This window comes from Neochlamydia sp. AcF65, from assembly GCF_018342435.1.
Lineage (GTDB): Bacteria > Chlamydiota > Chlamydiia > Chlamydiales > Parachlamydiaceae > Neochlamydia.
Genome location: NZ_JAEMUE010000027.1, coordinates 12,324 through 28,314, shown reverse-complemented (window position 1 = coordinate 28,314; position 15,991 = coordinate 12,324). Strand labels below are relative to the sequence as shown.

At 37.3% G+C, this 15,991-nt stretch carries 13 protein-coding genes, 1 tRNA gene and 1 pseudogene; 4 read left to right on the top strand and 11 right to left on the bottom strand.

Features of this window, described 5'->3' with window-relative positions; translation table 11 throughout:
• The 3 genes and pseudogenes from NEOC65_RS02490 to NEOC65_RS02480 form a co-directional block, all read right to left on the bottom strand.
• Positions 1-252 (bottom strand): annotated as a pseudogene (locus NEOC65_RS02490) (IS5/IS1182 family transposase); the annotation flags it as partial.
• On the bottom strand, positions 252-707 hold the full coding sequence (locus NEOC65_RS02485) for a transposase (RefSeq protein ID WP_213155312.1): 456 nt from the start codon (positions 705-707) through the stop codon (positions 252-254). The pseudogene NEOC65_RS02490 and the gene NEOC65_RS02485, both read right to left, overlap by 1 nt.
• A gap of 109 nt (positions 708-816) precedes the next feature.
• Complete coding sequence (locus NEOC65_RS02480; protein ID WP_213155596.1) at positions 817-3,861, bottom strand: tetratricopeptide repeat protein; 3,045 nt, start codon at positions 3,859-3,861, stop codon at positions 817-819.
• 956 nt (positions 3,862-4,817) lie between these two features.
• Here NEOC65_RS02480 and NEOC65_RS02475 point away from each other — a divergent pair.
• Together NEOC65_RS02475 and NEOC65_RS02470 are read left to right on the top strand one after the other, a co-directional pair.
• On the top strand, positions 4,818-4,976 hold the full coding sequence (locus NEOC65_RS02475) for a DUF6496 domain-containing protein (protein ID WP_166154606.1): 159 nt from the start codon (positions 4,818-4,820) through the stop codon (positions 4,974-4,976).
• 25 nt (positions 4,977-5,001) lie between these two features.
• Entirely contained in the window at positions 5,002-5,250 is a 249-nt protein-coding gene (locus tag NEOC65_RS02470) for a hypothetical protein (RefSeq protein WP_213155598.1), read from the top strand.
• Between the two features lie 283 nt (positions 5,251-5,533).
• Here NEOC65_RS02470 and NEOC65_RS02465 read toward each other — a convergent pair.
• The 3 genes from NEOC65_RS02465 to gap form a co-directional block, all read right to left on the bottom strand.
• A tRNA-Leu gene (locus tag NEOC65_RS02465) sits at positions 5,534-5,616 on the bottom strand.
• A gap of 61 nt (positions 5,617-5,677) precedes the next feature.
• Positions 5,678-6,646, bottom strand: a complete 969-nt coding sequence (locus NEOC65_RS02460; protein WP_213155595.1) for a hypothetical protein — start codon at positions 6,644-6,646, stop codon at positions 5,678-5,680.
• Between the two features lie 88 nt (positions 6,647-6,734).
• A complete protein-coding gene (gene gap, locus NEOC65_RS02455; RefSeq protein WP_166154599.1) occupies positions 6,735-7,745 on the bottom strand; it encodes a type I glyceraldehyde-3-phosphate dehydrogenase in 1,011 nt (336 codons plus the stop codon).
• Between the two features lie 243 nt (positions 7,746-7,988).
• On the opposite strand from gap, the gene NEOC65_RS02450 reads away from it, so the two are divergent.
• On the top strand, positions 7,989-11,225 hold the full coding sequence (locus tag NEOC65_RS02450) for a tetratricopeptide repeat protein (RefSeq protein ID WP_213155594.1): 3,237 nt from the start codon (positions 7,989-7,991) through the stop codon (positions 11,223-11,225).
• Between the two features lie 5 nt (positions 11,226-11,230).
• Complete coding sequence (locus tag NEOC65_RS09920) at positions 11,231-11,494, top strand: tetratricopeptide repeat protein (RefSeq protein WP_213155597.1); 264 nt, start codon at positions 11,231-11,233, stop codon at positions 11,492-11,494.
• A gap of 624 nt (positions 11,495-12,118) precedes the next feature.
• On the opposite strand, the gene NEOC65_RS02440 is transcribed toward NEOC65_RS09920, so the two are convergent.
• From NEOC65_RS02440 to rpsM, 5 genes are all read right to left on the bottom strand, one after another.
• Entirely contained in the window at positions 12,119-13,363 is a 1,245-nt protein-coding gene (locus NEOC65_RS02440; RefSeq protein ID WP_213155593.1) for a UPF0158 family protein, read from the bottom strand.
• A 95-nt stretch (positions 13,364-13,458) separates the two neighbouring features.
• On the bottom strand, positions 13,459-13,887 hold the full coding sequence (gene rplQ, locus NEOC65_RS02435; RefSeq protein ID WP_166154593.1) for a 50S ribosomal protein L17: 429 nt from the start codon (positions 13,885-13,887) through the stop codon (positions 13,459-13,461).
• A gap of 17 nt (positions 13,888-13,904) precedes the next feature.
• Complete coding sequence (locus NEOC65_RS02430; protein ID WP_166154591.1) at positions 13,905-15,020, bottom strand: DNA-directed RNA polymerase subunit alpha; 1,116 nt, start codon at positions 15,018-15,020, stop codon at positions 13,905-13,907.
• A gap of 39 nt (positions 15,021-15,059) precedes the next feature.
• Positions 15,060-15,392 carry a 30S ribosomal protein S11 gene (gene rpsK, locus NEOC65_RS02425; RefSeq protein ID WP_502710259.1) on the bottom strand — a complete coding sequence of 111 codons (333 nt, stop codon included), beginning with the start codon at positions 15,390-15,392 and terminating at the stop codon, positions 15,060-15,062.
• A gap of 102 nt (positions 15,393-15,494) precedes the next feature.
• A complete protein-coding gene (gene rpsM, locus NEOC65_RS02420) occupies positions 15,495-15,863 on the bottom strand; it encodes a 30S ribosomal protein S13 (protein WP_039383824.1) in 369 nt (122 codons plus the stop codon).
• Between the last annotated feature and the right edge of the window lie 128 nt (positions 15,864-15,991).

The window sequence follows — 15,991 nt, the reverse complement described above, 5'->3', positions numbered from 1 at the left end:
AAGTCCTTCTATCTTTCTCTCAAAATCCCGAATTACTCTTCCCAAATAAGTATGCAGCCTTTTTTCTTCCCTTTTAGCTCTTTTCATTTGACGAGCATGGGCATAACGAGCACGCATACACAAAGCTGTTTTGGCTAGCTTTTTATAGGTTTGTCGCAAAATGATTTTGTAATTATTGGCTATTTTTACAAGCGCCTGAATAGACTTAAAGTAAAGCTTTGCATCGGTAGGAAAAGCGATAGCTTTGGGCATCACCGTTGTATCGGCAATGACTTTTTTAAGGCTTTTTTTTTCACCGCGCCTGTCAAAACAGCTGCTACAATCGTTTCTTGTAAGACTTTACTAAGTCCAGCTTCACCCAATCTATCTCTCCATTTAATTAAAGAAGTAGGATGGATAGGCAGCTCATGCTTGAAGTGATCATATCCACAAAAGTATTGCCAATAAGGATTTTCTACCCATCGATGCACCACATTTTCATCAGAAATTCCATACATGTGTTGCAAGATAAAGAGACCCACAACTAGCCTTACAGGCTTAGCTGGCTGGCCTACATTTTCTACAAACAGCTTATCAAACTCTTCTTCCAGCTGCTTCCATTCAATCAACTTGGATAGCTGGACGAGAGGATGATTCTGGTTAAGTTCATTGCTAAAGCGGAATTTAAAAAGCAGGTCTTGTTGATTGTTTAGTTTATTTGGTTTCATAGTAAACTTTGCAAGAAATTAAGAGCTTTGTAATGATTTACTTGTAAAGAAAATATAGCATTTTTTGATAAAAAACTCTCCTAAAATATTATCTCAGGGCAAAAATACTTTAAATCATGTTGAACTCAGTAGCTTTCTCCCAATTCCCTTGATCTTGGTAGATTGTTCCAAAGGTAGTGTAAATATCTGCAATGCTAGGAAGATTTTTATCATATAGCTTAAGATTAATAGCAAGCGCTTGATGGACACACTCAGCAGCTTTCTCTAAATTCCCTTGATCTTGGTAGAGTATTCCCAGATTCTTGTAGGTCTTTGCTACATTAGGATGATTTTCCCCCAAAAGCTTAACGCTGATATCGAGCGCTTTCTCAATATATTCTGCCGCCTTTTTTAAATCCCCTTTCTCGTAATAGATTGTTCCTAGATTGTTATAGCGGATTACCACACTAGGATGATTCTCTCCAAAAAGCTTAAGATCAATAGCAAACGCTTGATGGGCATACTTAGCGGCTTTTTCTAACTTTCCTCGAGTTTGGTATATCGCTCCTAGGTTACCATAACATAATGCCAGATCATGGTGGTTTTCCCCAAATAGATTAAAGTTAATAGAGACGGCTTGCTTGGCATGCTCAGTGGCTGCCGCTACCTTTCGGAGTTCTAAGTAGACTGCTGCAAGGTTATTATGATAAATTGCCAGCATAGGATGATTTTCTCCAAAAAGCTTAAGATTAATAGAGATGGCTTGATGGAAATATTTAGAGGCTTTTTCCAGTTTCCCTTGTGCTTGGCAGAGCCTCCCTCGATTGTTATAGCACCTTGCCACTTGAAAATGATTTTCCCCATAAAGTTCAAGATTAATATCGAGCGCTCTCTTGAAATACTTAGCGGCCTTTTCTAGCCTTCCTTGTTCTTGGTAGATTAGTCCCAAATTAGTATAAGTACTTGCTATCCTAGTATGATTTTCTCCATACATTTCACGAAAAGGGGCCAGTGCTTGTCTAATAAGCTCAGCTGCTTTTTTCAATTTCCCTTGTTCTTGGTAGATCCACCCGAGGGTATTATAGCCAATTGCCACCCAAGGATGATTTGCTTTCAAAAGTTTACGGTTAATATCAAGCGCTTTTTTGGCACACTTAGCGGCCTCATCTAATTTCCCCTGCTCCTGATAGATCGTCGCTAAATTGTTAAGGTCTCTTCCTATAATGAGAGGAGTTTCCTCACAGAACAAAAGATCAATTTTAAATGCTTGCATGGCAAGTTCTGCCGCCATGTTTAAGTTGCCTTGAGCTTTGTAAATTAGCGCCAAAGCATTTAAGGCTTCTGAATTTGCTGGATTTAGTCGTATGGCCTCGTGATACCAGCTTTTTGCTTCTTCGTGTTGAAAAAGCCGTAAGGCTATATCTCCTTGTGTCTGCGGTGAGTTATCCTCTAAATTTGAATGTTTAAGAGTGTCTTCATTTCCTGATAAAAAATTTTGAACAGCCTGATAAAAAGGAACAAAGATACGATAAATTGTCTTTATTTTTTCTAATGTCTGAGGATTTAAAGCAAACTGCTTTTGAATAAAGCTAGGATCCTCAAATCCAAATATTTTAAGGATTGGATTCATGATTTCTTGTTGCGCTTGATAATGAGAATATGTCTTAAGCCGCATAAATAGCACTATACTCATCCACCCTCTTAGCTTTGCAGCCGCGCTGTCGTTTATAATCTTTTGCTCGTTTAGTTGATCAATCCTAGTAAACGTATCGGAGGCTTTTACTTTTGCGAGAAGTGCTAGCCGATCCAAAGCCAGATGAGGGAATCGATACAAGTCATTTTTGACTTTAAAAAGCATTCCTTGCCTTTCACCCTCATCAATTTTCGGATTAAAAGCTACCATATCCGTTTCAACCAAATGATGCTTAGCTAAATATTGGCGTAGATTAAGATTGCGTGGATAAGGAGCATTAAGCCCTTCTTGAACTTTTTGCCTATATTGCTCAGTTAGTTCCTCGTTACCTAGCAAATGAGTAAAGTTTAGTAATTCCATGGGAAGGTGAGGCTCTTTTTCATGCCACCACTGGCCTTTTTCATCTTTACCAATATACTGAGCCATTTTTCCAGGAGTTTGTATAAGATCAAATGTCTTACCATTACCTACAGGAATTTTGCAGCCTTTCCCTTCTACCCCTGCCCCATCAAAAGCAAAGCCCCGTGGTGTGATGCCATCAAAAAATTTGATGACTTTTAAGCAAGGAATGTTTAAAGCAGGAAGAATGGTTTCTCCTAAGTTGATAACCTTTAAGTGAAGTAAATTGGTTAGATTTCTAAAATATTTCTTATTTATAGGAGTGTCCTCTTGAATAAGAATCCCAAACTCTAAATCAGAATAAGGCGTCATCTCTTCTCTTGCTAGGGAACCGAAGCCTATCAAGGCATACTCACAAGGAATAGGCCCTAAGTTATCAATTGCTTGCATTGCAAGATGCTCGAAGAAAATTTTCATACGTTTAGAAATATGCCGATAAAGCTTTTTAACATTCTGGGGAGGCGGTGTTTCTGCCAGCGCACAAATCTTCTCTTCTATTTCTTTTCGGAAATTTTTTAATTTTTGGCGATTATATACAAATTGCTTCTCGACTGTCCATGGATCTATAAGTTTGCAGTGATACAATTTGCTAAATGCCTCTTGAATTTTAGTAAGCTTTTCTTTAAGAAGCTCCTGCTTTGCGGCTTGAGAAAGATGCATAGCATAATTATAGAGACCCGCAGCTTGAAGAAAGGTTCTTGCCTTTTCTTTTCTTAGATAAATGTCGCCTAGTTTTTCTATGTAAGCATTTTCTTGAGCAGAATTTTTTTCTTTAATAGCAAACTTTAAAGCTTGCGTATAGCTTTCTTCCGCTTTTCTTATATCTTCATTCGATAAAAGCTCATTACTTTTCAAGCTTTCTAAAGGAATCCCTTTCCATTCATCACTTCGTTCAATTAAGTGCTTCCATTCTTTACATACAAGGATTGCTCGGCATAAGTCTTGGCAACCCAGTTTTTTGAAAATCCCTAAGCTAATCTCTGCATACGGACCTAATTTCAGATAAGGCTGTTTTCTCCCTTCTATTTCCTCAAACTCATTGAATATAAAAGGGTTAATAATAGCTGAATTTTCTAAACTCATTGACTCACCACCTTTTTTCTTAAGTTCAGTTTTATTTCCTTTTAAGCCTATATGCAATCTTATCTCTTTTTCCTTATCTTTTTATCTAGCTTTTCATTAGGTATAGAAGAAAAGAGCCATACTATTTCTTCTGTAGCCAAGTCTACTTAAAAATGAGTTACTTTAAAGATCGGGTTAAGGGATTCTCTCAAGAAAAGACCTCATTCCTCCTCTACCCTTCTTGAAAAGTTTTATAGCTTTACAAAACAAAGAGGATTTACTGGGACAGGGTACGCACGCTAAATAAGCTCCTGATAAAACAGCAAAGCTTCCTACCATTTTCTATATCATTAACTTCTAAAGGTTTCCTTTCTATTATCTTTAACTTTGAGATTGCTAAAAACTCTAATAATACATCTAATTATTGTAAGAGCATGTAAAGGAAAAATAACTTTGCTAAGAGTGTGCTCACATAAAGAGATGAAGGTAGCTTCTTTATTAAGCTGTAGGAAAAACATTAAAGAATGTGTAGGGCGGATTGTTTATAGCTTACTACCCTTAAAAACTGTTTAAAGTTAGGAGGACAATATGGGTCCAATTAAAAAAACATATATAGCCTATCCGCTAGCTAACCTTTATCAGCTAAAAATTTAGCAAATCAATTGTAAAAAAAAGCAGAAGACTCATGAGCATTAAGTTTCCAAGGATTAAATTTTCACTCCCCCATGCAATCTTATAAAGACTAAATATTCGAAACTATCAATTATTTTTTATAAATTAAGAATTATTTAGAAAATTTAAACGAAAGGGAGGCAAAAAAATTTAGATTAAAAACACACCCTACATACATCCTTAAAAGCTTCTTGTCTATCTATTAAGCTAGACTTTTGGAAGAAAATAAAAAAATTGCTATGTATAATCGTAAAACTTTGATAAATATATTTTTATTAGTAAGAAAAAAATGAAGGAGGCCTTTTATGCCCTTAAAAAAAGGTACAAGCCGTAAAACAATCAGTGAAAACATCCGCACAGAAGTACATCATGGCAAGCCACAAAAACAAGCGGTGGCAATTGCTTTAAATGAGGCCAGAAGATCTGGCGCAAAAATTCCTAAAAAAGGAAAAAATACCAAATAACTGTCAAATATAAGGAGAACAATAGATGGCAGCAATAAAAAAACCAGCCGCTAATAAAACGACGGCAAAAAAAACAGCAGAGAAAAAGCCTGCTGCAAAAAAGCCAGTGGCTAAACAAGCGGTGGCTAAGAAAACGTTAACTGTAAAGAAAACGGCGCCTAAAATTGTTGCTAAGGCATCAGTTAAAAAACCTGCTGCAAAAAAGCCCATAGTAAAAAAAGCTATAGTGAAGAAAACGACGACTACGGCTAGAAAAAAAGCTGTAAGTCGATAAATTTGCATGACTGACTTTGGTAAGGGTGGTTTTACTGCTTCTTTACCAAAGTTTCTTCTCTTCTTATTGCAGGTTGTTTTAGTATCATAAAGCTTACCTAGCCCCTAGCTTTAAAAGAATGCTCTTTCCGCGCCTTCTAAAGCCATGCTTAGAAAAACAGCTGGGATAAAAGCTAACTAAAGAGATGTTGGAGGTTAACACAGACTTAGCGGCTATAGAGTAGGCGAGATGATGAAAAGAAGTTAAAGGAGGAAAACTGGAAATTGATTTGAATATAAAAAAATGCTCGGAGTCGGACTCGAACCGACACAGGATTGCTCCCGAGGGATTTTAAGTCCCTTGTGTCTACCATTTCACCATCCGAGCAAAAGGTAAGCGCTAAGATAACGACATTTGACTTTAATAGCAAGCCAAATGTCGCAATTATTTATTCTTTTTCTTTCTCGGCGTTAGAAGGCCCCTCTTCTAGAGGCTGTTTTATTTCATTTGTTTCGTCCAAAGGTAGAGGAGAAGAAGCAGATTCACCGAGGTCGTCCCAAAAAGAATGAAAAGAACTATTTTGTTCCTCAGAAGACAAAGGTTTAAATTCTGGAGCAGGCTCTACAATAGGAGGCAACTCACTTTGCTCTTCTTTAAAAAACTCTTCAGCTTCTTCGCTGTCTCCTTCAAATTCTTCCGTGAGGCTATGAAGAATTTGAGCTTCCTCATCTTCTTTAGTTTCTTCTCGGGTATAGAAAGCATTTTTAAAAAGTATGTTTTCTTTGTACCTTCCAATGGTCTCTGAAATTAATGTCGGAGGGGGAGGCAATAATCCACTCATAAAAGGAGCAGGAGGCTGTGCTAGCGGCTGACCTTCTCCTGTTACTTTTCCCTCTGATGAAGAAGCTACATCTAGTTGCCCTACATCTTCAAATGATGATATAGCCTCAGTACCACCTATATCTTCTTTAATTTGCTCTTCTCGGCCCCGGCGACGCCTTTGCTGCCGTCTACGATCACGCTTTTTTTCTGCTCGATTGTCAGTAGCAGTAGTTTGCTCTTCTGCAATCACGTTAGATTCCTCCATGGCCGCTGGGTCCATTTTATCTATAGGCATTTCCTTCACAGCCTTAGTCTCACGTCCTCCTCCTATCTTGATCGAACGCTCCAAGCCCACATTTTTAAGGACCATGCGAGCTTCCCGGACTTCTAGAATCTCATAGTCGTTTACGGGAACAAGAAAAGATTTAGGTTTTTCTAAAGAGCGAAAAAAAATAGCAGTTCCAAAAGAAACGACTTCTAAAGCATCTACAAAATATTCTTCTTGCCCTACATTTTTGCTATTGCGAACAACAATTTTGCACCCTTCCTTAGGCGTAATAACGGTTTCAATAATAGGTTCTCGAGTAAAATCCACAATTAATTCAATCCTGTTTAAATTTGCATATATATTAGACTTTTAAAAAAGTCTATTTAAGAAGCAACCACTTACCTATATGTTAGTATTACTCTTTTGAAGCCATATAGGCTAAAAGCTCAACACATCTACAAGCATACCCCATCTCATTATCATACCAAGCCACAATTTTATAGAAGGTATCGTTAAGAGCTATGCCTGCATCTTTGTCAAATATCGAAGAGTATCTGCTTCCAATAAAATCACTTGACACAACCGGCTCATCACAATAGCCTAGGATACCTTTCATGCGCCCTTCTGAGGCCTTTTGCATCTCTTGGCATATTGATTCATAGCTGGTTGGTTTGCTCAGTCTCACGGTTAAATCGACAATAGAGACATCCACAACAGGGACTCTCAATGCCATACCCGTAAGTTTTCCTTTCACTTGAGGAAGGCATAAAGCTACAGCTTTTGCAGCACCAGTCGAAGAAGGTATAATATTCTGACTAGCAGCCCTGCCTCCCCTTAAATTTTTAGGAGAAGGCCCATCAACGGTAGGCTGGGTAGCTGTCATAGCATGCACAGTCGTCATTAGACCTTCTTCAATTCCAAAACTCTCTAGCAACACTTTAGTAATAGGTGCTAAACAATTAGTCGTACAAGAAGCATTTGACACAATTTTGTCATTTGCTGGATTATATTTTTCCTCATTAACACCTAAAACGATAGTAGCAATTCCTTCCTCTTTCGCAGGTGCTGATATTAGAACTCTCTTAGCTCCCGATTTTAAATGCTTGCCTGCCTCATCGAAAGAGGTAAATAGGCCGGTTGATTCTAAAACATAATCTACTTGAAGATCTTTCCAAGGAAGCTTTTGAGGATCTTTTTCAGCGATAACTTGTATCTTTTTTCCCTCAAAGAGAAGGTATTCTCCTTCGGCTTTAATTTCCCCTTCAAATTTGCCATGTACTGTATCATATTTTAGTAAATAAGCCAAATTGCTGGGAGAAACCACATCGTTAATAGCTACCACTTGTATATCATTTCTTTCGTTAATTAAGCGAAAAACCAAGCGACCAATGCGGCCAAACCCATTAATGGCAATTTTTAGGGGCATAGCTAGATTCCTTAAAAAGTCATAATTATCCTTTTTATCATAGATGAGACTTAAGGAGAAAGTAAAGGAAATAATCTTAGCAAAAATTCACGTGCGTTTATATAAATTAATTTTTTTTATTACCGATTTTATTATACTTATAATAAGTTTACTTCAAAAATAATATATTTTTATATATTATTTATTTATAAGTTAATAATAAAAACTAAAAAACACATAATTTGCTAACAAATGGATAAGATTATGCATCAGCTTTCATTAGAGCCTCTTGGCATTCACCCTTTAATTTTTCCTGCCTTTGAGAAACAAGAAGAACAATCTATAGATTCTAGAAGGGATACTACAGTTTATGCAGAAATCGCTTTAAAAATATTCAAAGAACTAGGACTGCAGGATCTATGCCAAACACAATTGGTTTGTAAAGAGTGGAAACAACTAATTGGAAGCAGTTTTTTAGCTAAAGAAGAGACCTATACCTTAGCTTTAAAACATGCTATTCGGAAGAAAGACCTTATTCAAGAAGCCTTTTATATAGAAAAACTTGGGGATGTTTATGGGGATAAAGGAACCTCCGAAACTCTTCTGCAAGCGGCAGGACTTTATAATTATGCTTTGCACAGGCATTTTCTATCTCATTCCTTAGAAGGCAAACGAAAGGTTCTTGAAGAAAAGTTATCAAAAGTTCAAGATTTACTTGTTAGAAAATGTAAAGGCAGAAGTGTAGCTTTAGCCACAATAGAGGATCAGTTTGAAAGCAACCGTAAGATATTAAAAGAATTTAGGAAGGAAATAGAGGCAAAAATTCAAGCCTTGTCCGAAACTCCTTCTTTTCAAGAAGTAAGGGAGCTCTATCGTAAAATAGCTCAAGGAATAAAAATCTTTTTTGAACATATAGTGGCACAAAGCCTAGATACCCTAGGGCCTCCCCCTTGTGAATATTCTATGATAGGCTTTGGTTCACTTGCTAGAGAAGAGATGACGCCTTACTCCGATCTAGAGTTTGGCATTCTTATCCAAGAAGATAATGCTATTAATAGAGATTATTTCAGACGTCTAACCACTCTTCTTCACTTAAAAGTGATCAACTTAGGCGAAACGATCCTACCTGCTTTAAATATTCCTTGCTTAAAAGCCATCAGTTTTTTCGATGACATTACGCCACGGGGCTTTGCCTTTGATGGAGCAGGAGTTGAAGGAAAAGGCTGTAAAACTCCTTCGGGCAATGGTAAGACGTTTGAGCTTATCCAAACGCCTGAAAAAATGGCTCAATATATTGGTAAAGATAATGAAAATCAGTGGTGGCATGAAAGAGAGCCACATCTTCCCATGGAACTTTTGAATTTTGCTCACCTTCAAGGTAGCCGCGAATTAACTGAGCAATATAAGGAGAATGTTCAAAAAAAACTTAATGCTCCTTGCCGAAAAGGTCTTACTCTGCGTAAGTACTTAGCTAAATTTCATTTGTTTTTAGCAGATATGAATATTTTCGATCCAGGAATGGGCGATTTAAGCAAGGAGGGTATGCTTTTTAAAGTCAAAGATGATTTTTATCGCTTTCCCCAGTTGGCTTTGGACCGGTTAGCCCTTCTCAAAAAAGTAATGGCTTCCGATACTTTCACTAGGATTGATCAGCTAAACCAGCTAGGAATTATAACGGCTGACGCCGTTAATAAATTAAAAGAGTGGATGAGTATAGCGCTATTTATGCGCCTTAAAACCTATTCTCATTATCAAGCCCAGCGAGAGATGATGAACCCATTGATCAGGCCCTTTAAGTTTGAGGAGCCTACCCTTATTCAAAAGCAGTTTGCTTTAGATTATAAGGCATTAGAAAAAATTAAAAAGATTTATCATATTTTCATTCCATTCCGCCAGGCTATTCAAAAGTTTTTCTTAGGCCATGAAGAGAGACTTACCTCTTCCTCTTTAGATGATGACTCGCCCCAGATCCAGGGAGACATAGCCAGCAGAATATTTCAACATGAAGAGGCAAAAAAGTATTACCTTAAAGCCATACAAGAAAATCAAGAAAACATTTCTGCCCTGATAGCTCTTGGGCTTATCTACGAGAACCAAGGAAATTTAAAAAAGGCCACTGAATACACCCAAAAAGCACTTGCTATTGCTATTAGGCGCGGCGGTGAAATCTGCCCCAGCGTGGCAACAGTTTATAATAACTTGCTAATGATCTACTATGCCCAAGGAAATTTAGAGGAAGCAGCTAAGTATGGTAATCAAGCACTCCAAATTAATATTAATCTGTATGGAAAAAATCATTCCCATGTAGCAAATAGTTATAATAGTCTTGGTTTAGTCTACAAAAAACAAGGGAATTTAGTAAAAGCAAGTGAATCTCTTAATCAAGCCCTTGCAATAGACCAAGCGCTTTGGGGTGAAAATCATTCAATGGTGGCAACAGATTACAATAATTTAGGAATGCTGTACAAAGATAAAGGCAATTTAAAAAAAGCAATTGAATTTATCCGTCATGCTCTTGCCATCAATTTTAAGCTTTATGGTAAAAATCATCCGCATGTAGCTACCTGTTATAACAATTTGAGCCTCATTTATGAGGACCAAGGAAACTTAAAAAAAGCCCGTAAGTATGCTGATAAAACACTTACAATTCAACTTAAGCTCTATGATAAAAATCATCCCCGGGTGGCCATAATTTATAATAATCTAGGGCTTATTTGCGCGAGCCAAGGAAATTTAAAAGAGGCTTTTAATTATATCAATGAAGCTCTCCAGATTAGCCGTAGGCTTCTAGGTAAAAATAATCCGACTGTTGCAGGGCTTTATAACCACATAGGGCAAATCTATCAAAAACAAGGAGATTTAGAAAAAGCCATTCAGTTTATTAACAAAGCCCTCGCAATTAACCTCAAGCTAGGAGGGGAAAATCAACCTTCTGTAGCAATAGATTACCAAAACTTGGGAAGCGTCTACTTAGACCAAGGCTATTTAGAGAAAGCCTTTGAGTATATTAATAAAGCACTCGATATTAATCTTAAGCTTTTCGGGGAAAATCATCCGACAGTAGCAATAAATTACAATACTCTAGGAAGAATCTATCAGGAGCAAGGTAATTTAGAAAAAGCTTTTAAGTATGCCAATAAGGCACTCGATATTAATCTTAAGCTACTCGGGAAAACTCATCCGACAGTAGCAATAGATTACAATAATCTAGGAGGAATCTATCAGGAGCAAGGTAATTTAGAAAAAGCTTTTGAATATATCAATAAAGCACTCGATATTGATCTTAAGCTTTTTGGGGAAAATCATCCTACAGTGGCAATAGATTACAACAATCTAGGAAGAATCTATCAGGAGCAAGGTAATTTAGAAAAAGCCATTGAGTGTGCCAATCAAGCACTCGTCATCAACCTTAAGTTTTTTGGCAAAGACCATCCTACTTTGGCAGGCAATTATAATAATTTAGGAGTCCTCTCCTCTATGAAAAACAAGGACTTTCAGTAAAAGCTATTGAGTGTATTAATCAAGCACTCGACATTCATCTTAAGTTTTTTGGTGAAAATCATCCTACACTAGCATTATGTTATACTAATCTGGGGAGGATCTATCAAGCCCAAGGAAATTTAGATCTAGCATTTAAGTATGCCCATACGGCATTTAATATTAACCTTAAGCTTTATGGAGAAAATCATCCCGAGACATTGGAAAGCTACAACAGTCTAGAGAGTATCTACCAAGAGCAAAAAAATTTAGCTGTACAGAGCAAAAAATAATTTTTCATAGATAAACCTTCTTAGAAGCACTTGAGAGCAAAAGAGGAATAGAATTAGTTGACATTCATGACTAGGCAGCAGGCAAATAACAAGTACCTAAGAAGGTGTCCTTGAACCTTTGTTTTGATCAATGAAAACCAATTCAATAGAAGGAGGAGTATAATGCTTAGGAAGCTATCCTGCTGAGCTGAGCAATAAAGAAAAAGAACAGGAAAAAATAAACTCTTTATTCTGTTTCCTATAAAAAAAAGGGCGGCCCTATATAAACATTTTAAAAGAGACCCACTAGATGCTATCTTTATCTAAACTTTGCAGGAGGCCAATGAAGACATCTTCTTATGATTTTTCTCCTTAGAAGACGGTCTTTAATTATTTCTCTAGCAGACTATACTACCCTCTGGCAGCAAAGCGAAGGCTATCTAAATCTTATGGCACGCTGCTAACTGGTATGCAAGAAGAGGTGAAGAATGTAGAGAAGAAAAATATAAATGTATAAAAACGGATAGGCAATCATAGGAAAATGTTGCCTAAAACAACTCTAAACCTAGTAAAATCGGATCCCTGAAACATTCGCTCCTTTGCTAAAGGCTATTCATACCGTGCAAGCGCTAGCTATGAGTAAGGTTATTTCGGAGGCTTATTGGCTTTAATTTTTTGTTTAGGCTTACCTTTAGCTGTTTTAGAATCCATTAATTTAATCTTACTACTCTTAGCTAAGGGTTTAGGTTTATTCTCTTTAGGAGAAGCTTTTACAGCTTTAGATTTGCGTGAGGAAGAATTATCTTTAGACTTCTGAGTAGGCTTTTTAGCTGGCTTAGAAGATGTCGAGGATGCCCCGTTTACATAGATAGCTTTGCTAATTGCTGGATTGTTATCAGCTGTGAAGGCAAAATCTTCTTTCTCTTCTTCATCTTCTCCATCAAAATGATTGATAGTCGTCTTATCCGCTATGTCTAAAAACCTTCTAGACTCTGGCTTGCTTTTATCCTGATCTAACCATTTGGAAGATAAATTGCGTAAAGCTGCCAGCTTTTGATTAATACTCTGAAGATTTTGATCCATGCCATCATGGAGTTGACGCCTACTTGCTAAAAGCTGTCCCTCATTTTCAAATTTAGAAGAGAAGGTTACTGCGGAAGCAGTTAAATCAGGTGTAAACAAAAACAAACGCATAGAAGCTGGCACAGTTGTATAGACATCGGTGGCAATCTGCGGCTCAAACTCTTGCTTAACAGCTTGCTTAGGAGGCCTTCCACGTTTAGGACGAGGATTTAGAGCTTCATTAGAGTAGTAGGTCTTAGCTTTCGCTAGCAAGGCTTTTCTAGCTTGTAAGATATCTTTACCTACTTTTGTATCGAATAGGTGGCGTTTGACCTTTTCTAAAAGCGATTTGGGTAAATCTAAATCCTCTTCGAACACAAAATGAAACTGGTTATTTCTTAACCACTCAATAATACGAATGCGAGACCTTTCTTGGTAAAATTGCTGCCATTTTTCTAATTCAGAAAGATGGTCGTAGATAAACTCAAGAAAGTTTTCCCTAGCTTCTTTGGATTGAATGATTTCTAGTAATTTTTCCTTCGTATCAATATCATACACTTTTTCATTAACGAAACCTTCCATAATCTTTTTAGTTTCATAAAAAGTTAATTTAGGAATAAGAAAGTAACGCTCACTATGCTGGCGCAATTCCTGTTCTAATGCCTCTATCTCTTCCTGAGGTTTATCCAGGTCGACATAAACTATAAAGCCCTCTTGGCGGTCAAGATAAAAATCGCGTTCGTCATCAGACTTTGTAAAAGCTTCGATCAGTCGATGGCAACGCAAGATAAGAGGGTTTTGAGCTTCTTTTAGTGTCTTACTCCTCATGGGCAACGATCCTTTAAAAATGTGTATAGATACAAAAAGATCGCATAATTATGCGATCTTTTATACTAGAACTCTATAATAACTAGATTAGGCTCTTAGTTGTCAAGATATTCGATAATACACATTTGAGTATTATCGCCCACACGACGTTGAGCTTTTACAATTCGTGTATATCCACCCGCTCTGCTTGCAAAGCGTGGCCCTAATACACCAAATAGTTTATCAATCACCTGCCTATCTGTATTATAGGCACTTGTGTCCCCTTTACGAGCAGCACGTGCTTCTTTGTCAGTCAACGCATTGAAACGAACCATCATTTCACTAATTGCACGACGCCTGGTAGCTAAAGTGTTTTTCTTTGCTAAAGTGATCATTTTATCGGCATAACGACGTAGCGCTTTTGCTTTCGGCACCGTTGTTTCGATGCGCTCATTTTCGATCAATGATTTTAACATATTGGCAAACATACACCGTCTATGTGAACTGGTACGGCTTAGTTTACATGTATCTTTTCTGTGTCTCATATCTTATTACCTAGCTGCTAATCTTCAACTTTTGCTAATTCTTTTCTACCTTTTTTGTCTTCATTGTAATGCTTGATCTTATCTTTCACATTATCATGTGTAATACCATAGCGAGAAAGATCCATGCCAAGAGATAAGTTCATTTCATGAAGTTTAGCTTTAATTTCATTTAAAGATTTCTTGCCAAAATTTCTAAACTCAAGCATTTTTCTCTCAGGAATGGATACAAGTTCAGCAATTGTATCAATGTTTGCTCCACTCAAGCAATTGGTTGACCTAACGGATAACTCAATCTCATCGATACGAAGGCAAAGTTTTTCCATCATTTCATCTGCATCGCTATCTCCATCACCTAATCCTTCGTCAAATACCAGTGAGTGGGATTTGGCTTTTGTAAATACGTCGAAATGCTTAACACCGATTTGAGAAGCAAATGAAACTGCCTCTACAGGAGTCACACGCCCATCTGTCACGACTTCAAAAATTAAGCGATCAAAATCTGTATCCTGACCTACGCGCGTATTTTCTACAAAATAGTTAACTATACGTACAGGTGAAAAGGAGGCATCTAAAAGGATTTCATCAGCGGTTTTATCATAAATAATATGCCGTTCTGAAGGTACATAGCCACGTCCTATGGCCACACGTAGATCTAATTGGCGTTTCATAGGTTTAGTAACCGTGAATAGATGAAGACCCGAATTAACAACTTCATATGAACCGTCTTTTACAATATCACCTAGAGTAACTTTATACTGGCCATTATTCTTGTCAAGCTCCTCTTGAGTAATATCTAAAACACATGTCAAAATGCGCGTATCACGGCTATAAGAACTTTCATCCGTAGGCAACTTTCTTAAAAGAGCACCTTTAAAATTGAGCACGATATTGGTCATATCTTCGATAACACCTTCAATGGCCATATATTCATGGGGCACACCTTCAATACGCAAGGCAATAATAGCAGGAGCTTCTAAAGAAGAGAGCATCATACGTCGCATGGAGTTTCCAATTGTATGACCAAATCCGCGCTCAAAAGGTTCTGCAATGATTCGAGCCACATTGGAATTGTCTTTATCCTCTTCTACTAAAATTTTTTGGGGCATTTCGAACTTGCCGTATTTAACAGACATTAAGCGACTCCTAAATAATTTAAAATTTCTGAGTGTTTATTACACCCGTCTACGTTTACGAGGACGGCACCCGTTATGTGGTACTGGTGTGGTATCACGAATAGCAGTTATTAACAAACCAGTGCTTTGCAAACCGCGTACAGCAGATTCACGACCTGCTCCTGGCCCTTTTAGGTTAACTTCAATTTCTTTCATTCCTAATGACATAGCAGCTTTGCCTGCATCTTGTGCAGCTACAGTCGCTGCGAACGCTGAAGACTTACGAGAACCAGAAAAGTTTACTTTTCCGGCTGAAGACCAGGAAATAACGCGACCCGAAGGGTCAGTAATAGCAATAATTGTATTATTAAAAGTCGCCTTCACAAAGGCAATTCCAGATGGAACGTTCTGATGGCTTCTTTTTTTTGCTTTAACAGGCTTTTTTGTTGTTGTTGTGGCTGACTGCTTAGACAAAGTAGAGCACTCCTCTTAAAATTATTTCTTCTTATTAGCAACAGTTTTACGTTTACCTTTACGTGTACGAGAATTAGTTCTTGTACGTTGTCCTCGAACAGGTAAACCAGAACGATGTCTAGTTCCACGGTAAGAGTGAATAGATATTAATCGTTTGATGTTATTTTGAACTTGCCGGCGTAGATCACCTTCTACCATATATTCAGATTGCAGCAAGTTGTTAATACGTGCTATATCATCTTGTGTTAGCTTGTGAGCACGCATATTGTGATCAAACCCAAGCTTCTCAATAATCTCGTTTGACAAGCTACGACCTATTCCGTAGATATAGGTTAGTGCTATTTCTAATCTCTTATTATCCGGTATATCTATACCGATAACTCTAGGCATTGAATCTCTCCTAAAATTTCAAAAATGGAATTCGAAAATTTATCATACTTTCACTTTATTAGCAAAAGCTTTATTTATGAAAACGCTTGACTTGCTATGAATGTAACTATTTGAACTGTTCAGATGAT